This window comes from Robiginitalea myxolifaciens (genome assembly GCF_900115205.1).
GTDB classification, from domain to species: Bacteria; Bacteroidota; Bacteroidia; order Flavobacteriales; family Flavobacteriaceae; genus Robiginitalea; species Robiginitalea myxolifaciens.
In genome coordinates this window covers 1046315-1061042 of sequence record NZ_FOYQ01000002.1, presented here as the reverse complement: position 1 = coordinate 1061042, position 14728 = coordinate 1046315, and the positions used below count along the sequence as shown (strand labels likewise).

Annotated in this window: 14 protein-coding genes; 3 read left to right on the top strand and 11 right to left on the bottom strand. The window is 48.0% G+C overall.

Annotation, left to right across the window (positions count from 1 at the left end):
• Window positions 1-29: 29 nt before the first annotated feature.
• Window positions 30-1295 carry an MFS transporter gene (locus BM318_RS12820; RefSeq protein ID WP_218155005.1) on the bottom strand — a complete coding sequence of 422 codons (1266 nt, stop codon included), beginning with the start codon at window positions 1293-1295 and terminating at the stop codon, window positions 30-32.
• 63 nt (window positions 1296-1358) lie between these two features.
• Window positions 1359-1955 carry a TetR/AcrR family transcriptional regulator gene (locus BM318_RS12815; RefSeq protein ID WP_092982977.1) on the bottom strand — a complete coding sequence of 199 codons (597 nt, stop codon included), beginning with the start codon at window positions 1953-1955 and terminating at the stop codon, window positions 1359-1361.
• A 100-nt stretch (window positions 1956-2055) separates the two neighbouring features.
• Between BM318_RS12815 and BM318_RS12810 the strand changes: the two genes are divergently transcribed.
• On the top strand, window positions 2056-2481 hold the full coding sequence (locus BM318_RS12810; RefSeq protein ID WP_245759832.1) for a cupin domain-containing protein: 426 nt from the start codon (window positions 2056-2058) through the stop codon (window positions 2479-2481).
• An 8-nt stretch (window positions 2482-2489) separates the two neighbouring features.
• Here the strand turns inward: BM318_RS12810 and BM318_RS12805 are convergent, their stop codons facing one another.
• The 4 genes from BM318_RS12805 to BM318_RS12790 are packed head-to-tail and all read right to left on the bottom strand — an operon-like array spanning window position 2490 to window position 5247.
• Window positions 2490-3440 (bottom strand): endonuclease/exonuclease/phosphatase family protein, encoded by a 951-nt coding sequence (locus tag BM318_RS12805; protein ID WP_092982976.1) that lies wholly within the window; start codon window positions 3438-3440, stop codon window positions 2490-2492.
• Window positions 3441-3454: 14 nt separating this feature from the next.
• Window positions 3455-3997: a DUF4287 domain-containing protein gene (locus tag BM318_RS12800; protein ID WP_092983536.1), complete on the bottom strand. Its 543-nt coding sequence runs from the start codon at window positions 3995-3997 to the stop codon at window positions 3455-3457.
• Window positions 3998-4050: 53 nt separating this feature from the next.
• Window positions 4051-4878 carry an MBL fold metallo-hydrolase gene (locus BM318_RS12795; RefSeq protein WP_092982975.1) on the bottom strand — a complete coding sequence of 276 codons (828 nt, stop codon included), beginning with the start codon at window positions 4876-4878 and terminating at the stop codon, window positions 4051-4053.
• A 9-nt stretch (window positions 4879-4887) separates the two neighbouring features.
• Window positions 4888-5247, bottom strand: coding sequence for a bleomycin resistance protein (locus BM318_RS12790; RefSeq protein ID WP_092982974.1), 360 nt, complete (start codon window positions 5245-5247; stop codon window positions 4888-4890).
• 124 nt (window positions 5248-5371) lie between these two features.
• Between BM318_RS12790 and BM318_RS12785 the strand changes: the two genes are divergently transcribed.
• On the top strand, window positions 5372-5809 hold the full coding sequence (locus BM318_RS12785; RefSeq protein WP_092982973.1) for a hypothetical protein: 438 nt from the start codon (window positions 5372-5374) through the stop codon (window positions 5807-5809).
• On the opposite strand, the gene BM318_RS12780 is transcribed toward BM318_RS12785, so the two are convergent.
• Both BM318_RS12780 and BM318_RS12775 read right to left on the bottom strand, forming a co-directional pair.
• Window positions 5806-6777, bottom strand: a complete 972-nt coding sequence (locus BM318_RS12780; protein WP_092982972.1) for a DUF3179 domain-containing (seleno)protein — start codon at window positions 6775-6777, stop codon at window positions 5806-5808. The genes BM318_RS12785 and BM318_RS12780 overlap by 4 nt on opposite strands.
• 1 nt (window position 6778) lies before the next feature.
• Window positions 6779-8308: a carbon-nitrogen hydrolase family protein gene (locus BM318_RS12775; protein WP_092982971.1), complete on the bottom strand. Its 1530-nt coding sequence runs from the start codon at window positions 8306-8308 to the stop codon at window positions 6779-6781.
• 219 nt (window positions 8309-8527) lie between these two features.
• On the opposite strand from BM318_RS12775, the gene BM318_RS12770 reads away from it, so the two are divergent.
• Window positions 8528-9082: a fasciclin domain-containing protein gene (locus BM318_RS12770; protein WP_092983535.1), complete on the top strand. Its 555-nt coding sequence runs from the start codon at window positions 8528-8530 to the stop codon at window positions 9080-9082.
• 95 nt (window positions 9083-9177) lie between these two features.
• On the opposite strand, the gene BM318_RS12765 is transcribed toward BM318_RS12770, so the two are convergent.
• From BM318_RS12765 to BM318_RS12755, 3 genes are read right to left on the bottom strand one after another with little or no spacing between them, the layout of a single operon-like run.
• A complete protein-coding gene (locus tag BM318_RS12765) occupies window positions 9178-11277 on the bottom strand; it encodes an acylase (protein WP_177218315.1) in 2100 nt (699 codons plus the stop codon).
• A 45-nt stretch (window positions 11278-11322) separates the two neighbouring features.
• Window positions 11323-13038, bottom strand: coding sequence for an amidohydrolase (locus BM318_RS12760; RefSeq protein WP_092982970.1), 1716 nt, complete (start codon window positions 13036-13038; stop codon window positions 11323-11325).
• Window positions 13039-13040: 2 nt separating this feature from the next.
• Window positions 13041-14708, bottom strand: coding sequence for a SulP family inorganic anion transporter (locus tag BM318_RS12755; protein ID WP_092982969.1), 1668 nt, complete (start codon window positions 14706-14708; stop codon window positions 13041-13043).
• Window positions 14709-14728 lie beyond the last annotated feature (20 nt).

Sequence of the window (14728 nt, the reverse complement as noted above, 5' to 3'; positions counted from 1 at the left end):
CTTCAAGTTAATCCGAATTCGGGAATTTTTCAGGGGGAATGCCGGTAGCGGCGATAGTAGGCCAGTGCCGCTATGGCCCCAACGGCGGCAAAAGCGGTTAACATCCAGAATACGTTCCGGTGTCCAACGACGCCATTTCCATCTAAAAGATAGCCCATGGCAGGTCCGGCAAAAATATCTGGGGTGTATCCAATAACCGAGATGAGACCGACAGCTGTTCCGGTTAGCAATAAAGGGATACGCCCCTGCTTCATAACGGCAAAATACAGGGATCGTGCGGCGTATACCCCGGTAGCTACAATCAGGGTACTGACGAAGAATAGCGCCGTTATGGAAGATTCCACCAAGCCCGTGGCGAAAAGTACAGCGCCGCCTATGGAGATCAGGAAGCTAATGAACAACCATAGTGCCGTATTCGTGCGATCGGCCAGAATACCGATGGCCACACCCACAACCGGCCGGATAAATAACAAAAAGGTGCCTACACTTGCGGAATCCACTGCATCGTACCTCAAGACATCACTGGCATAAAGGGAAAACACGTCCGTTATCTTATAGCCCACATAGGCGCATAATATCATGATCATAAGCAGCCAGACCGATCGCAACCGGAGCACTTCACGGATCTGCCACCACTCAATTTTCTGTAAAAGGATTTCCTCCTCCTTTACATGGGGAAGTTTTAGAAAACGCCATACCAAAAGCCCCACCAGTGCCACAATAACAGCGCAGGTATAAATAACCGGCCTGAAGGCAGCGCGAACGGCATCATCGTTTCCGCCGATGTCTGCTGCCCCCATTACCAGGGAGAACAGCAATACCCCCAAGAGCCCAAAAAGAGCTCCAACCAGGCCACGCCCTCCATCAAGGAATCCAAAAGCCTTACCCTGAGCTCTGGCTCCTCCCCAAACGCGCGTTGCTTTGATCATAGGAGCCCAAAAAATAAAGATGGTGGTGACGCCCCAATAGGCATACAGGATTCTAAGGGTAAACAGGCTAGGGTAGGAGGCGAATACGATTCCACCTGCGGCCGTGGCAATCAAGGCAAGACCCATAAGTTTGCGGGGAGGATACTTATCGGCTAGCGGGCCACCGAAAATATAGGAAATAAGGGCAGCGATACCGTAAGCCGAAAAACAAAACCCCAATTGCGTATTATCTACTTCAAATGCCTGAAGCACAGTGGGCCGGAAAACCCTGGGTAGAACAAAGGGCAGGATAAATACAGATTCCCCCGCAAGGATCAGGAGGCTGAGGTAGTACCAGGGGGCTGTAGAAATTTTTTGGGAATCCAGGGAGAAAGGTTTACGATAAAAATAAGGAATTAGCGGTTAGTCCTTGTTGAGTAGGAATTTGTGTTAGACTTTTTTAGAAGCAAGGAACCCTTTGAGGAGCATTTCGGAACCCAAGCGCAGGAGCCTGCGGGATTCCTCCACGTCCAGGCCGCATACATCGCGCATAACAATTAATGGTTCTACACCCATAAGTACTGTGAAAATGTTGACCAATTCCTGTCTTTCCGCTTTGGTGAAGTCCGAATCCTGCAATACCAGTTCCAGGGTTTTGACCCGGCGCGCTCCGCGATCTACCTTACCCGGTTCGCTGCTCAGGGTGGTTGCGAGGTATTTGCGAAAGGCATTTTCATTGGCAATGGCGAATCCATTATAATAATCGTGAATACTAAGAATCTGGTCTTCCAATTTTCGATCCTTAACCTCCTCTGCGAGCAACTGCGGCTTTTTAGTTTTGATATCCAGTACGGCTTCCCCGGCAAGCAATTCTGCATTGGAATAGTAGCGGTAAACGGTTGCCCGTGAAATTCCGGACTGGCGTGCAACGTCCTCCAGGCTAAAGTCAATACCCTGATCCAGAAAGTGCTGGGCGGCACGCAGAATTTTATCCCGGGTTTCCTGCTTCTGGTTAGTCCTGCCCGTGTTGAGGTATGCGTTGTCCATGGAGGATATTGTATTTTATGAGACAAATATCTCATAAAATTTGGAGAATAAAAAGCAATCCTGTAAGTTTGTGAGACAACAATCTCATAAAATAGCAAAAATGAACACGAAATGGGTATTGGGGCACAAGGTTACCCCTCACGATACAAGTGGTGATTATGACTTGATGATGGCCGAAACTCCTCCACATGTTCAAGGTCCTCCCCCGCACAAACACAATAGTTATAAGGAATCATTTCTAATCGTTGAGGGTGAAATGGACTTTATGATCAACGGGGAAATGAGAAAAGTTCGTGCCGGTGAGTCTGTGGATATACCACCGAATACGGTGCACACCTTTGGGAATAGCAGTGACGTTCCCTGTAAATGGATCAATATCCATAGTCCAAAAGGATTCCGGAAGTTTTTTGAGACCCTTGGGGTAGCTGCCGAAGAGGAAAATGCCCAGGAGCGTTCCGTGGCTCCTGAAATTATTCAACAGGTAATCGGCACTGCGGCAGACTACGACATGCTTATTGGGGGATAGCTAGATGTTTATTGGGGGATAGCTACCTGAATGATTATTGGCAGATGGTCCGATCCGATATTCGGACCAACCCTGCGATCAATTACTTTCAGGTTACCAGCGACCAGGGCATGATCTATAGTGGTACCCAGCCAGGTATAATTTGCCGGCCAGGTAGGAAGTACCCCAAAACCCTTTCGCGAATCCCGAAATCCCCCTGTTTCCAAGACTTCAAAATGACTGGAAAATGAGGACAGGTTGAGGTCTCCCAAAACCATTACCCGACCCCCCAATTCGCCCAACCTTCGGGCAATGAAGGACAACTGTTTATTCCTTAGCTCAAATTGATTCTGGCTTAACGGTGGCAACGGATGAGTCGCAATCAGGGTAAGGGGGCCTGAAGGGGTTCGGATTTCAGCTTCTATAGACGGGATATCTGGGTAACCAAAATGCGTTTGAATCGCCTGCATTTCGTATTTGCTCCAAACGGCTATCCCAAAATGTCCGTCTTGTGGGATAAGCTTTTGATAGGGATAGGTTGTTTTAATCCCATCCAGTAAATGATCCCACTGGGGAGTGTATTCCAACAGGACCAGAACCTCCGGCTTTTCTTCGTTGAGAAAGGCGACTACGCGTTCCGCTTCTGTATTTTCGGATAAGAGATTCATGCTCACCAGGGAAAGCGAGCCTGCAGATTTCTCTGCAATTTGAGTTGGATGCGCAAGATAGTAAGGCAGGACAAACGATAGGTTCCATAGTAAACAGGCCACACAAAAAGCAGCAGACAGCCATTTCCATTTGATGTATTTCAAGCAGAATTGAAAGAGTACCAATCCTCCAAAAGCCAGCTGTACTTTGAAGTTTGAAAACAAATCAAATACCCAGTAATTGGGGAATAGATGCGGCAGTATACTGGCGCCGCCATAGAGGAACAAAGCGAGGACGATTACCCACTTTAAAAAAGGGCTATTCCATCTCATTGACCAAGCGGAAATTACACCGATTGTTCATATGCCTCTGTTATCCAACCTTTAAGTTCGCTATCGACCTGGCTGGTATCGGTAAGCTGAACCCGGTGCGTGCACATGGTGCCAAAAGGCCCCGATACTTCGAGCCGCGAGCCTACTTGTTTGTCCTTTAGTTTAAATCCCAGATCTATACGGGTTTTGGTTGCGGGCTTTATCAGGATAAACTGGCGTTTCCGAATAACGCTGACAGTAGTTTTCTTTGGGGTAATGGTGACATCGTTGCCCAGTGAACTGGCAAAAGCTATGAGGGCTTCATAAATGGGCTTCAGGTTTTCTTTCCCTTTGTATTGGGCTTCCACCAAGTCTACCGGAGCCGCATCGTCCTGTTTGGAAAGACTAACAATGGTATTGGCAAAGCCATGGGTTACGCCATGTTCTTTCTTGAGGTAGTTAACCGCTTCGGAATGCTTTTGGATCCCTTTGGTTTTTAAGAGGCCTTTCCATTCATTTAGTGACTTGCCTGTCTTCTCAGGCATGTTGTCAATCATCGTTTGCAGGGCTTTGTCCATAATACTTCTGAATTTACTCAATTAGGAAGGTAGTGATTTCAAAGATAAATGGGCTATTCCCCGGATGCTTTAAGATCCCGTAAAATAGCGCGGATCATGTTTTTTCGCGAAAGCTGCCCCTTGGAAGCCAGGCGAACCAGCCACATTTCCTTCCAGTTGAGGGCTTTGATAATACTGTGTTCGTCCAGACCCTTTTCGTAGAGTTGACGCACCTGTTCGTAGGACGACTCCAGGTAATTCAGTTTCTTTTCAAGGGAAGCCCTGGGGGTTTCCAGTTTTGGATTATGCGCGCAAAACATGACCTTGAAATCGAGCGAGAGTACTCGTCGCAGTGATTCCATTTGGGCGATAATACTCTCGTTGTAAATAAAGTAACTGATATAGGAATTTATAAACAAGTCCGCGGAAAATAACCACTTGCGCTCCGGTTCGTGCAAGGCGATCATATCTGCGGCATGACCAGGGACTGGTATAATGGTAAAGGTGTGGTTTGGCGTTTTGATTTCGTTCTTTTCCAGCGCAATGAGCTCCTTATTGGCGGGGCGATCCCCCCAGGTTAGTCGTTGTACAGGACTAATTTTTGGAGGTGCTTTCATCAACTCAACGCAAGGTTTCGAGGCATAAATCGGACAAGTATGCTGGTCTTTGATAAAGGGGGCATTCCCGCTATGGTCCTCGTGGTGGTGGGTGATAATGACCTGATCAATATCGAGTTTGGAAGTTTCCTGCAATACGGATTGCCGGGCTTTTGGCTGTCCGGTATCGATCAGCAGGCCGTCTACGTAATACATATAGACTTCCATATTGGCCAGGCCGCGGACTCCGCTTTGAAATTGCAGGCCCAGTACCTCTTCGTAGTTAAGGGTATTGATCAGGGACATGATTACAGGCTACTCGGCGTTGGCTCCAAAAGTAAGCAGGTTATTATCCGGGTCTAGCAGCGAGAACTCTGATTGCCCCCAAGGCTTTGTTTCCAGTCGACCATTCGGATGAATCGCCACCCCTCGTGTTTTCAGGTCTTCATAAACAGTTTCTATGTGTTCTACCCGAATATAGATTTGACCATAATTAATTCTTGGGTTTAACTTAGTAAATCTGAAAAAGTGTATTTCGATGTCATCTCTTTTGAGCATCAGATAATCATCATAGTCAGGACTTCCTGCTATTTCAAACTGCAATTGGTCCCGGTAATAATTGATTGTGGCCTGTTTATTGCGCATAGGAAGTTTAGGGTGGACAGCTCGTAACATAATTCAAGGGTTAGCTCGTAAGTTGGTATTTCTCCTGAGAGTTTTCATGTATATACAGGATTAAATTAAGCATTCTGAGCAACCCAAAGGACTTTAAAGTATCTTTAGAATACAATCTAATGCCATGAAGTACTTATTGCTGATTCTCTCCTTTTTATTGGTGATGTCCTGTGAGAATTCCAAGGAAGATGATCTTGGGTTTAGCGCTGATGAATTGCCACAACGGTGGAAGCTGGTTCGGATGACAGGAAGCTTTGCCGGTTCTGAAAGTGAAGGTACAGCTATGGAATGGCAGGAATCGTATGTTTTTGAACGGGGAAATACGTTTACAAAAACAAGGCTTCGCGACGATCAGGTCGAAACCGCTTCCGGAAGTTTTTTCCTCATAGAAGCCGGGGAAGAAGTAGGCTTTAAACTAGTGTTTAACCAGGATTCAGAGATTATAGCGAATTGCACTTCGGACAATGTAGAATTCCTTTATTTCGACAATTCGCGCACATCACTCAGGGGAAGTTGGTGGGCCTGCGATGGCCCCGGACTCTTTTACAGTCGAACGGACTAATCCTTATACACTACAGTTGCCGGGTAAAATGTTTTCCAGGCCCAGTCGTAAGCAATGGATCCGGGAAGGACTTGCCCGTCCAGATTTTCGGCCCAGGCGGTCATCCCTTCTTTAGAATAATGTATGATCATGGTAGATTCCCCCAGGGTGTATTCCAAAGGGGAATCCTGAGATTGCAATTTAGCCAGGGGGAAGAATACGGATTTACCCTTCAGGCTTATCCCGAATCCCAGGTTTCCGGTATTGTGCCGGGTATATGACCCTGGGGGACCATCCCCGGGTTCCCAGGTGTTATAATAAGGGACCTCTTCAATAAACATGGGCCATACCGGATTGCTGTTGTCCCGGTTAATAAGCAACCGCGTATCGGGATGTTGTTGTTCCCAGTGATCCCAAGTGCTCTGGATGCTCGGCACGATTGTGAGTTCCTTGCCTTCTAGCTGTCCGGCTATACCCTCTCCTGAGAGTTGGTTCCAAACCGTGTTGGTGTTACGGTCTACAAACAGTAAGTTGTTTCCGCGCATGGCCCGGCCAAAATCAAAGAAGGTAGTTTTCCCTTCCACTTCCCGATCAAATACCCTTGCGGTTCCCACTATAGGACACCAGGTGACCAGTAAGGCTTCCTCCTCAACTTTGATATTTGCGACTTCATGCGCTGAGAGATATTTAATAGGGATAGCTACCGGCCCGTTTTCACCATTCAGACCGATAACCAGATCAGTGCCTCGGACCAAACTGGTGTCCGGCTCAACGAATTCCAAACGTTCCAGGGCTTGATTTACCTCCATTTCCAAATTCGCCGGCAGTGCCCCGGGACGGATTTGACCAAAGAGGCTGATTTTCCTTGCCTTGAACTCCTGCGAAACTCCCGCGGTCGATTCAGGGGCATTATTTACGGAGCTTTCCGACTGGACCTCTTTACAATTCAAAAACAGGATGCCGAGAAATACGAAAATCACTAATCGCATACTACTTACGCATTTTAAGTTCAAACAAATCCTTGCGTCTGTCTTTCAGGTTCTTTACACTTCCGAATTCATGGAGCTCCCGGAGCAGGTCTATATCACAGTCTGCAATGAGGATCATTTCGGTATTGGGTGTTGCTTCCGCCTTGATTCCGCTTGAGGGAAATGAAAAATCACATGGCGTGAATACCGCGGATTGGGCATATTGGATATCCATATTGTGGACATTGGGCAGGTTGCCAACACTTCCCGCTATAGCGACATAGCATTCGTTTTCAATAGCCCGGGCCCGGGCGCAATTCCGGACTCGGGAGTATCCGTTCTGGGTATCGGTAAGAAAAGGCACGAAAAGAATATCCATTCCCTGATCGGCTAATAAGCGACTGAGTTCGGGGAATTCAGAATCGTAGCATATCAATACGCCAACCTTTCCGCAGTCGGTATCGAACACCTTGAGTTCATTCCCGCCCTGCAACCCCCAAACCTTGGCTTCATCCGGGGTTACATGTAATTTTTCATAGCGCTCCACGGTACCATCCCTTCTGCATAAATACCCAACGTTGTACAGGGCACCATCGATGATTTCAGGCATACTGCCGGCAACGATATTGATATTATAGGAGATCGAAAATTCCGAGAACTTCTGGATAATTTCCTGGGTATGCTTGGCCAGTTCCCGTATGGCATGAGCCTCGCTCAGGTGGTTGTGTTCGGCCATAAGCGGGGCGTTAAAGAATTCCGGAAACAACGCAAAGTCGGAACGGTATACGGAAACCGAATCAATAAAGTATTCCGCCTGTTGCAAAAGCGCCTTAATGTCGGAATACGGACGCATTTGCCACTGAATGAGCCCCAGGCGAACTACCTTTTTTTGAGTAGCCGCCTTTTTACTCTCCTTTTCGTAATAGATGTTGTCCCACTCCATCAAAACAGCGAATTCCTGGCTAAGGGTATCGCCTTCCAGGTAATTCTTCAGGATACGGGTTGGGTGGAAATCGTTTGAAATCTGAAAGTTGAGCACAGGGTCTGAAATTTCCTTTAAGCGCACTTTCTCGATGTACTCTTTCGGGCTGAGTTCGGATGCATATTTATGGTAATTCGGAATCCTTCCTCCGAAGACGATACTCTTAAGGTTTAATTTCTCGCATAGCTCTTTGCGGTAATCATAGAGCCTGCGGCCCAGACGAAGGCCACGGAATCCCGGTGTAATAAAGACATCGATCCCGTATAGCACATCGCCATCCGGGGTATGGGAGTCAAAACTGTAATCGGCGGTAACCTCTTTATAGGTATGGTGATCCTCGAACTGGGAAAAGTCGACAATTATCGAGAGGGCACAGCCTGCAATTTGTCCGTTAACCTTAATAACAACCTGCCCCTCGGGAAATTTTTCCAACAGGGTTTGTATGTGGTGTTCCTTCCAGTAGGATTCAGGCATGGAAGCATATGCCTTTTGCATGGCTTCCTTTATTTCCAGGTAGTCCTCAAACCGGAGGTATTGCAGGTCAATATTGTCTATTTCGCTGATTTTCATGACATGAGAATTCGTAAATCGAAAGTAGTTGATAATTCGATTGGTTGCTACGCGGCTTTATAAATAATTATTTGCTTTCGGAGGATATTGTAAAGGAGGCTGTGTTAAACCCGCGATTGTGAAATGTTTAACTAAAATGAAAAATAATTAAACAAAAATTAGTATTTGGGGGCTTATCCAATCCTTAGTTTTGAGGGAATCAAAAAAAAATTGAATACTATGAAATTCTTCAAAGCAACTTTACTCCTGGCCGCAATCGGAAGCATGAATGTGGCTATGGCCCAACCAAAGGCTAACCATTCCAAAATGGAGTCTCATTCCGAAGTATCTTCGGAGCAAACAATTGTCGGAGTAGCGGCAAGCAACGATGCATTCTCTACGCTGGTAGCAGCTGTAAAAGCAGCTAATCTGGTAGAAACCCTGAATTCAGATGGTCCATTTACGGTATTTGCCCCGACCAACGATGCTTTTAACAAGCTTCCTGAAGGAACGATTCCTGCCCTGTTGAAAGACACGCCAACCTTGACCAAAATCCTGACCTATCACGTAGTAGCTGGAGAATTCAAGGCGGCGGATGTGATTGAGGCAATCAAAACCAACGGTAATGCCTTTAAGGTAGAGACTGTTGCCGGAGAGTGGTTAACCCTTAGCCTCAAGGATGGATCTGTAGTCCTTACCGATGTAGCTGGAAACACAAGCACGGTAACTGCAACCGATGTAGATGCCTCTAACGGAGTAATCCACGTAATTGACACGGTAGTAATGCCTAACTAAGCCAAGAGGTTTAGCTAAAATTAGCGGAGTAAAATCCCCCGATTTAAAAACCGCCCATTCCGGGCGGTTTTTTTATTGATCTGTAAATCCGTCTGCTATTGATCTGTAAATCCGTCTGCGCTGCGAACCTGAACTTTAGCGGTGTTCGCTTTAATCTGGGCTTCCGTAAACCAGGCATCCCTTAGCTCCTTTTTAGAAAAAAGCTCCAATTGGTCCCCGAAGTGTGGGGATTCGGGTTGGGTAGCATTGCCGTAACTCAACAAGACCTTGGCATTTACCTGTTCCCCGAATTCAATCACGCCTACCCAGGAATCTCCACCTCCTATGTACATGTTGTTCTCATCTGCACTCGCTGGCCAGGCAACACGGAATACCCCCATAGATCCATCGATCCCGTTGCCTGGGAGGTTTTTTCCATTATACGCGATACGGTAATACTCGCCCCAGGGTTTATCGAGGCTTCCGAACTTTCCTTCGACCTCAAGTGCGGTTTGCGCCAGGAGTTCTACCGCTGCCGAAGGGTTGGCGAGCCCATCCGGAGTGGTGTTTGGTTTTTCTGCACTCCATCCCTCAGCGTAATTGGAGTTTCGCCAAACATTAAACTTTCGTGCCCAGGCATAAAACAATAGCATGCCCTGACTGTCTGCATCGGCCTCGCGGTCCCAGGCGTCCAGAACTGCCATAGCGCGTTTGGCATCTTCGGAATCAGACGCAGCTACCGCTGCCCCTAAATCGTCCAGGATGCGATCTGCAAATTCCAAACGGGTCGACAGCTTGTATTCCACGAGTTCATCATGGGTAATGGATTCATCTTCCAGCAGCATCCGGGCAGATCGCTGTGGTCTGAAGCCCATGTATTGCGGAGCCATGTATCCCGGATAGTTATCTGGATTCAGGGTCATGGGAATAGTACTGGTCCATGGCGGATCGTTGGCATTTTGCAACCAGCCAATTTCCGGATTTTTTACTTTAGGCAAGTCGGCATATGGATGTACCTCGGTCCAGACATCTGCCGATTTTCCTCCGGGAACAACGCGATCCCAATAGTCCCAGGAATCTTCCGTGCGTTTGGGAACCAGGCCGTTGAACAGATAAAAGATATTTCCGGCCTTATCGGCATACATGACATTCCAAAAGGGTATTTGCGCCATTTTCAAAGCCGATTCAAATTCTTCAAAGGAGGTGCTGTTGATCATGCGCCACCATTGCAGGAACATATCGGGTCGGTCAAATCCAACCATTCGGATGGCCAGAACTTTTCCATCCTGTTGCTTGACAACCGGACCGTGAACGGTTTTCATCAGGGGGATTTCCTGAGTGGCCAGGCTGCCGTCTTCCTGCTTCACTTTTATAGTCGCTGCACTTACCTCAAACTCTTGTCGCTCCCCATCGAGCAGGTAGCCGCCATCGGCCAATTCCAATTCGTAGGTATCGGCATTATCTATGGTATTGTCTGTATGGCTCCAGCCCAGGTGTTCGTTGAAACCGATGGCAATGCCCGGAAAACCTACCAAATTAGCTCCATACATATTCTTGCCCGCCAGGTTCAGGTGCGATTCAAAAAACAAAAATTCGTTCCACCAGGGCAGGTGAGGATTTTGGACCAACATTGCATTGCCAGAGGCCGAACGGGAAGGCCCGATGGCGTAGGTATTGGATCCCATATCCGGCCATTGCTGGATGCGCCCGAGGTCACTTCCTCCTATGAACCGAGTGAAAATTACATACATCGCATGCATGTTCAGGTCCTTGGTCGTAAGGGGGAGTATCTGTTTATTCTCCGCTGCGATAGCTTCGGGATGGGCCGTAGCATAGGCATTTAATCCGTTGACAAAGTTTTCGATGTTGGTGCGTACTTCCGGACTTTGATCGGCTTCCCATTGGTCGGCTAATTCGCCAAAGCCCAGGGTATGGATGATCATATCGTTTTCCAGGTTGTCGGCCCCCCAGTATTCCGCGCCCCGACCTCGTGAGGCACCATACAACTTCAAGATCAGGTTGGCGTGATTGTGCATTTGTGCCCACCCCTGGGCATAGAATAGTTCTGCCGGCGTATCGGCACTAATATGGGGTACTCCCCAGGTATCCCAGACTATTTGGGTTTGCATTTCCTGGGCCTGTGTGGTCCCGCTCCAAAGCAGGAGGAATAGCCCGCAGGATGTAAAAAGTTTAATTGGTTTTCCGAGTATTTTCATAACTGGCGTTTATGTGGTTTTTATGAAAGTATTTCGAGGGATTTTTTATTGCTGTTCGGTTGAGCGTTGGTAAACTGTTTCTCCTTCCTTTATGGTTTCCATGACCTGGATGTTCTTGATTTCGGCTGCAGGGACTTTCAAAGGATTGTTATCTAAGATTACCAGATCTGCCAATTTTCCAGGCTCCAGGGTTCCTTTTTGGTCCTCTTCGAAATGCTGAAATGCGGACCAGCTGGTTATGGATTGCAAGGCTTCATAAGGAGTAATGCGTTCTTCTGCACCGATGGTTTCCCCACTTCGCGACGTCCGAGCTACTGCTGTCCACACCACCCGCATTAAATTGGGCAAGGCAACAGGAGCATCGGTGTGCAGGGTAATTTTCAGGCCTTTGTCCAAAGCTGATCGAACCGGGCTAATTTTGTTGCCCAGGGAATCACCAATAAGTTGTTTGTGCCAATCCCCCCAGTAAAAAGTATGCATGGGGAAAAGGGAGCCGATTAAGTTCAATGATACAGCTTTGTTGAGCTGATCTTCGCGGATATACTGCCCGTGTATAATCACATCTCTTCTTCCAGACGGTTTGTATTGCTGGTGGAGGGACTCCATAGTACTCAGGAGCTGATCAATGGCGGCATCCCCATTCGCGTGTGCCAGGATTTGCCAATCGTTTTGAAAACCCCGTTCAAGAATTGAACGCACCGTACTGTCGTCCGGAATGGCCGGGTAGCCACTATACTCGGAACCCATGCCATCCGGCGGAATCAGGTACGGCTTTGTACGCCAGGCGGTCCGACCCTGAGGTGAGCCATCGAGGGTAATCTTCATGCCCCCGATCCGATAGTGGTTAGTGTAGGCTTTGCTATTCCATTCCGCACCCATATACTGATCGGTGAACATATAGTCTATGTAGCTAACCACATCGATCTTGAGTTTATTCTGAGAGGCCATTGCCGTTAATAATTCGTGGTTTTGCATGGCACGCCCTTCCTGGGCTGTGGTATACCCATAAGACAACGCCATTTCTTGTCCGGCATCGAAGAACATTTGATTGGCTTCAGGGGTCTTGGGCATCATTGCGGCAATCATATTAGGAATCGCGGCTAATTCTTCCAACACCCCGTTGGGCTCGCGGCTATTGGCTTCCCGGCGAATAATCCCTCCCTCGGGATCCGGAGTTTCGGCAGTAATTCCCAGAACTTCAAGGCCTTTGCTGTTTACCACGGCAAAATGCCCCGAAATGTGCATGATCATAATCGGGAATTCCTCGGTAACCTGATCCAAATCGTGACGGGTAGGGAATCTTTTTTCCTCCAGCACGGAATCATCGAACCCGGTACCAAAAATCCAACCGGTAAGCGATCGGTTTTCAGGAGTATTCCAGGCCTTTAAAACTTCGATCAATTTGGGGATGTTTGCCACGTCGGCGTCTGGAGGAGCCAGCAGTTGGGCACCTACCGCCTGAAGGCCAAAATTGGCAAAATGGGCATGACCGTCGATGAGTCCGGGTAGCATTGTGGCCCCTTGCAGATTTTTCATTATGTGGCCTTTCCCGGCAATTTGCATGGCCTTATTGGTGTCCCCGACAAATAGTATTTTGCCATCCCGCTCTACCAGGGCCTCCACGTATTCAGGGGTTGCTCCAACCATGGTCAGGATATCCCCATTAAAATACATGGTTGCCGGAGATTCAGTTTCTTGTTCTCCCTGACACGCCAGGAAAACCGCACTTGCAACTAACAGGGTTAACCGAAAGAGCCTCATAATTATGCTTTTGTAGTTTCTTTTAGTTTTTTTCTGAGGAAGTCAAAACTGCCTGCGATATTCTCAAATATGTCCTCCTCCGGAACCAGGTCCGGAATAATATCCACCGCTTGTAACATATCCCGGGGTTGCTCCTGCAAGCCCACCAGTAAGACTTCGATGTTTTGCTTTTCCAGATCAAAGATTATATCCTCCAGGGTATACAATCCGGATTGATCGATATAGGGAACGCGATCCATCCTCAGGATTAATGCGCTTACGGACTTCGGCAGGGCGCTGATCTGGTCTTTGAAATAAGAAGTAAACCCAAAAAATAACGGTCCGTATAAGTGTTTGATGATCACCCGATCCTTATACTGTTCGTAAAATTCAATTTCGTCCTGCCAGGGTTTGGAATCGTCCAGGTCGGCTACGGCCCCGACTTCCAGGCCTTGCTCACTCAGATCTCCCGCTTTTTTCATAAAGAGGAGACAGGCAAGCGCAACGCCGATTCCAACCGCCTGAATCAGGCTACCAAAAGTGGTGATCAGCAGCACGATAATCAATACCGCCGCATCGGAACGCGGAACCTTCGCCAGGTGTTTCAAGCCTTTGAAATCGATGATTTTAAAGCCAATGGGAATTAGTAATCCAGCCAGGACGCAAAGCGGTATATGGGCAGCCAATTGTCCAAGTCCCAGTAAAACAGCCAGTAGAAAGATGCCATGCAATGCACCGGAGACCCTTGTCCTTCCCCCTGCATTGATATTCACCACCGTTCCTTTGGTCGCGCCAGCCCCGGGAATTCCCCCTATAGCCGCAGCCAACATATTTCCGATGCCCTGTCCGATAAGTTCCCGGTTACTGTTGTGTTTGGTTTTGGTCATGTTATCGGCAATCACAGAAGTCAGCAGCGAGTCAATACTACCCAATACGGCAAGGACCACCGCATACTCCAGGATTATACCGTAAGCACTGGGATCGACCTCCAGGATCCCACCGAGTTGAAAGGATGGCAATCCAGATGGGATTTCCCCAATAAGCGGAACTTCCATCTTCGTAAAAAACGCAACGAGGGTTGCTATAACGAGCGCTGCCAGCGCACTGGGGATGGCCTTGGTAATCTTGGGGAAGAGATAATAAACCGCGACGGTAATCCCACCCAGGAGTAAAGCTTGCATATTGGCTTCCGCGAAGAGCCTGGGCAGATCCTGTACCACGCTCAGGGTAGATTTGGCTGAGCTCAAGCCCGCAAAAGGAAAGATCTGCAGGATGATAATGATCAGACCCACGCCGCTCATAAATCCGGAGACCACGGGATACGGGAAATATTTGACGTACCCGGCAATATTGAGAAAGCCAAAGACCATTTGGAACAACCCCCCTAGGAGGAAGGTGAGCAGAATAATGCTCATTCCATTTTCCAAACTCCCGGTCATCTCAATGGCTGCTGCTACCAGAGCCGCAGAAACTACGGTCATAGGCCCGGTTGGCCCGCTGGCCTGGGTAGCGGTTCCGCCAAAAATGGCAGCAAAAATACCCACGGCTATCGCGCCGTAGAGTCCGGCTGTAGCCCCCATCCCGGATTGCACTCCGAAGGCCAGGGCAAGCGGTAGGGCCACAACCCCGGCAACTAATCCGCCATAAAAATCACCTTTGAGATTTTTGAGGTCGTAGAATTTTGAAATCATAAATAATGGATAATGTTAGC

Excerpts from the sequence above, each read along its gene's own strand:
- BM318_RS12815 (WP_092982977.1), bottom strand. The coding sequence starts at position 1,955 with ATGGACAACGCATACCTCAACACGGGCAGGACTAACCAGAAGCAGGAA.
- BM318_RS12810 (WP_245759832.1), top strand. The coding sequence starts at position 2,056 with ATGAACACGAAATGGGTATTGGGGCACAAGGTTACCCCTCACGATACA.
- BM318_RS12805 (WP_092982976.1), bottom strand. The coding sequence starts at position 3,440 with ATGAGATGGAATAGCCCTTTTTTAAAGTGGGTAATCGTCCTCGCTTTG.
- BM318_RS12800 (WP_092983536.1), bottom strand. The coding sequence starts at position 3,997 with ATGGACAAAGCCCTGCAAACGATGATTGACAACATGCCTGAGAAGACA.
- BM318_RS12795 (WP_092982975.1), bottom strand. The coding sequence starts at position 4,878 with ATGTCCCTGATCAATACCCTTAACTACGAAGAGGTACTGGGCCTGCAA.
- BM318_RS12790 (WP_092982974.1), bottom strand. The coding sequence starts at position 5,247 with ATGTTACGAGCTGTCCACCCTAAACTTCCTATGCGCAATAAACAGGCC.
- BM318_RS12785 (WP_092982973.1), top strand. The coding sequence starts at position 5,372 with ATGAAGTACTTATTGCTGATTCTCTCCTTTTTATTGGTGATGTCCTGT.
- BM318_RS12780 (WP_092982972.1), bottom strand. The coding sequence starts at position 6,777 with ATGCGATTAGTGATTTTCGTATTTCTCGGCATCCTGTTTTTGAATTGT.
- BM318_RS12775 (WP_092982971.1), bottom strand. The coding sequence starts at position 8,308 with ATGAAAATCAGCGAAATAGACAATATTGACCTGCAATACCTCCGGTTT.
- BM318_RS12770 (WP_092983535.1), top strand. The coding sequence starts at position 8,528 with ATGAAATTCTTCAAAGCAACTTTACTCCTGGCCGCAATCGGAAGCATG.
- BM318_RS12765 (WP_177218315.1), bottom strand. The coding sequence starts at position 11,277 with ATGAAAATACTCGGAAAACCAATTAAACTTTTTACATCCTGCGGGCTA.
- BM318_RS12760 (WP_092982970.1), bottom strand. The coding sequence starts at position 13,038 with ATGAGGCTCTTTCGGTTAACCCTGTTAGTTGCAAGTGCGGTTTTCCTG.
- BM318_RS12755 (WP_092982969.1), bottom strand. The coding sequence starts at position 14,708 with ATGATTTCAAAATTCTACGACCTCAAAAATCTCAAAGGTGATTTTTAT.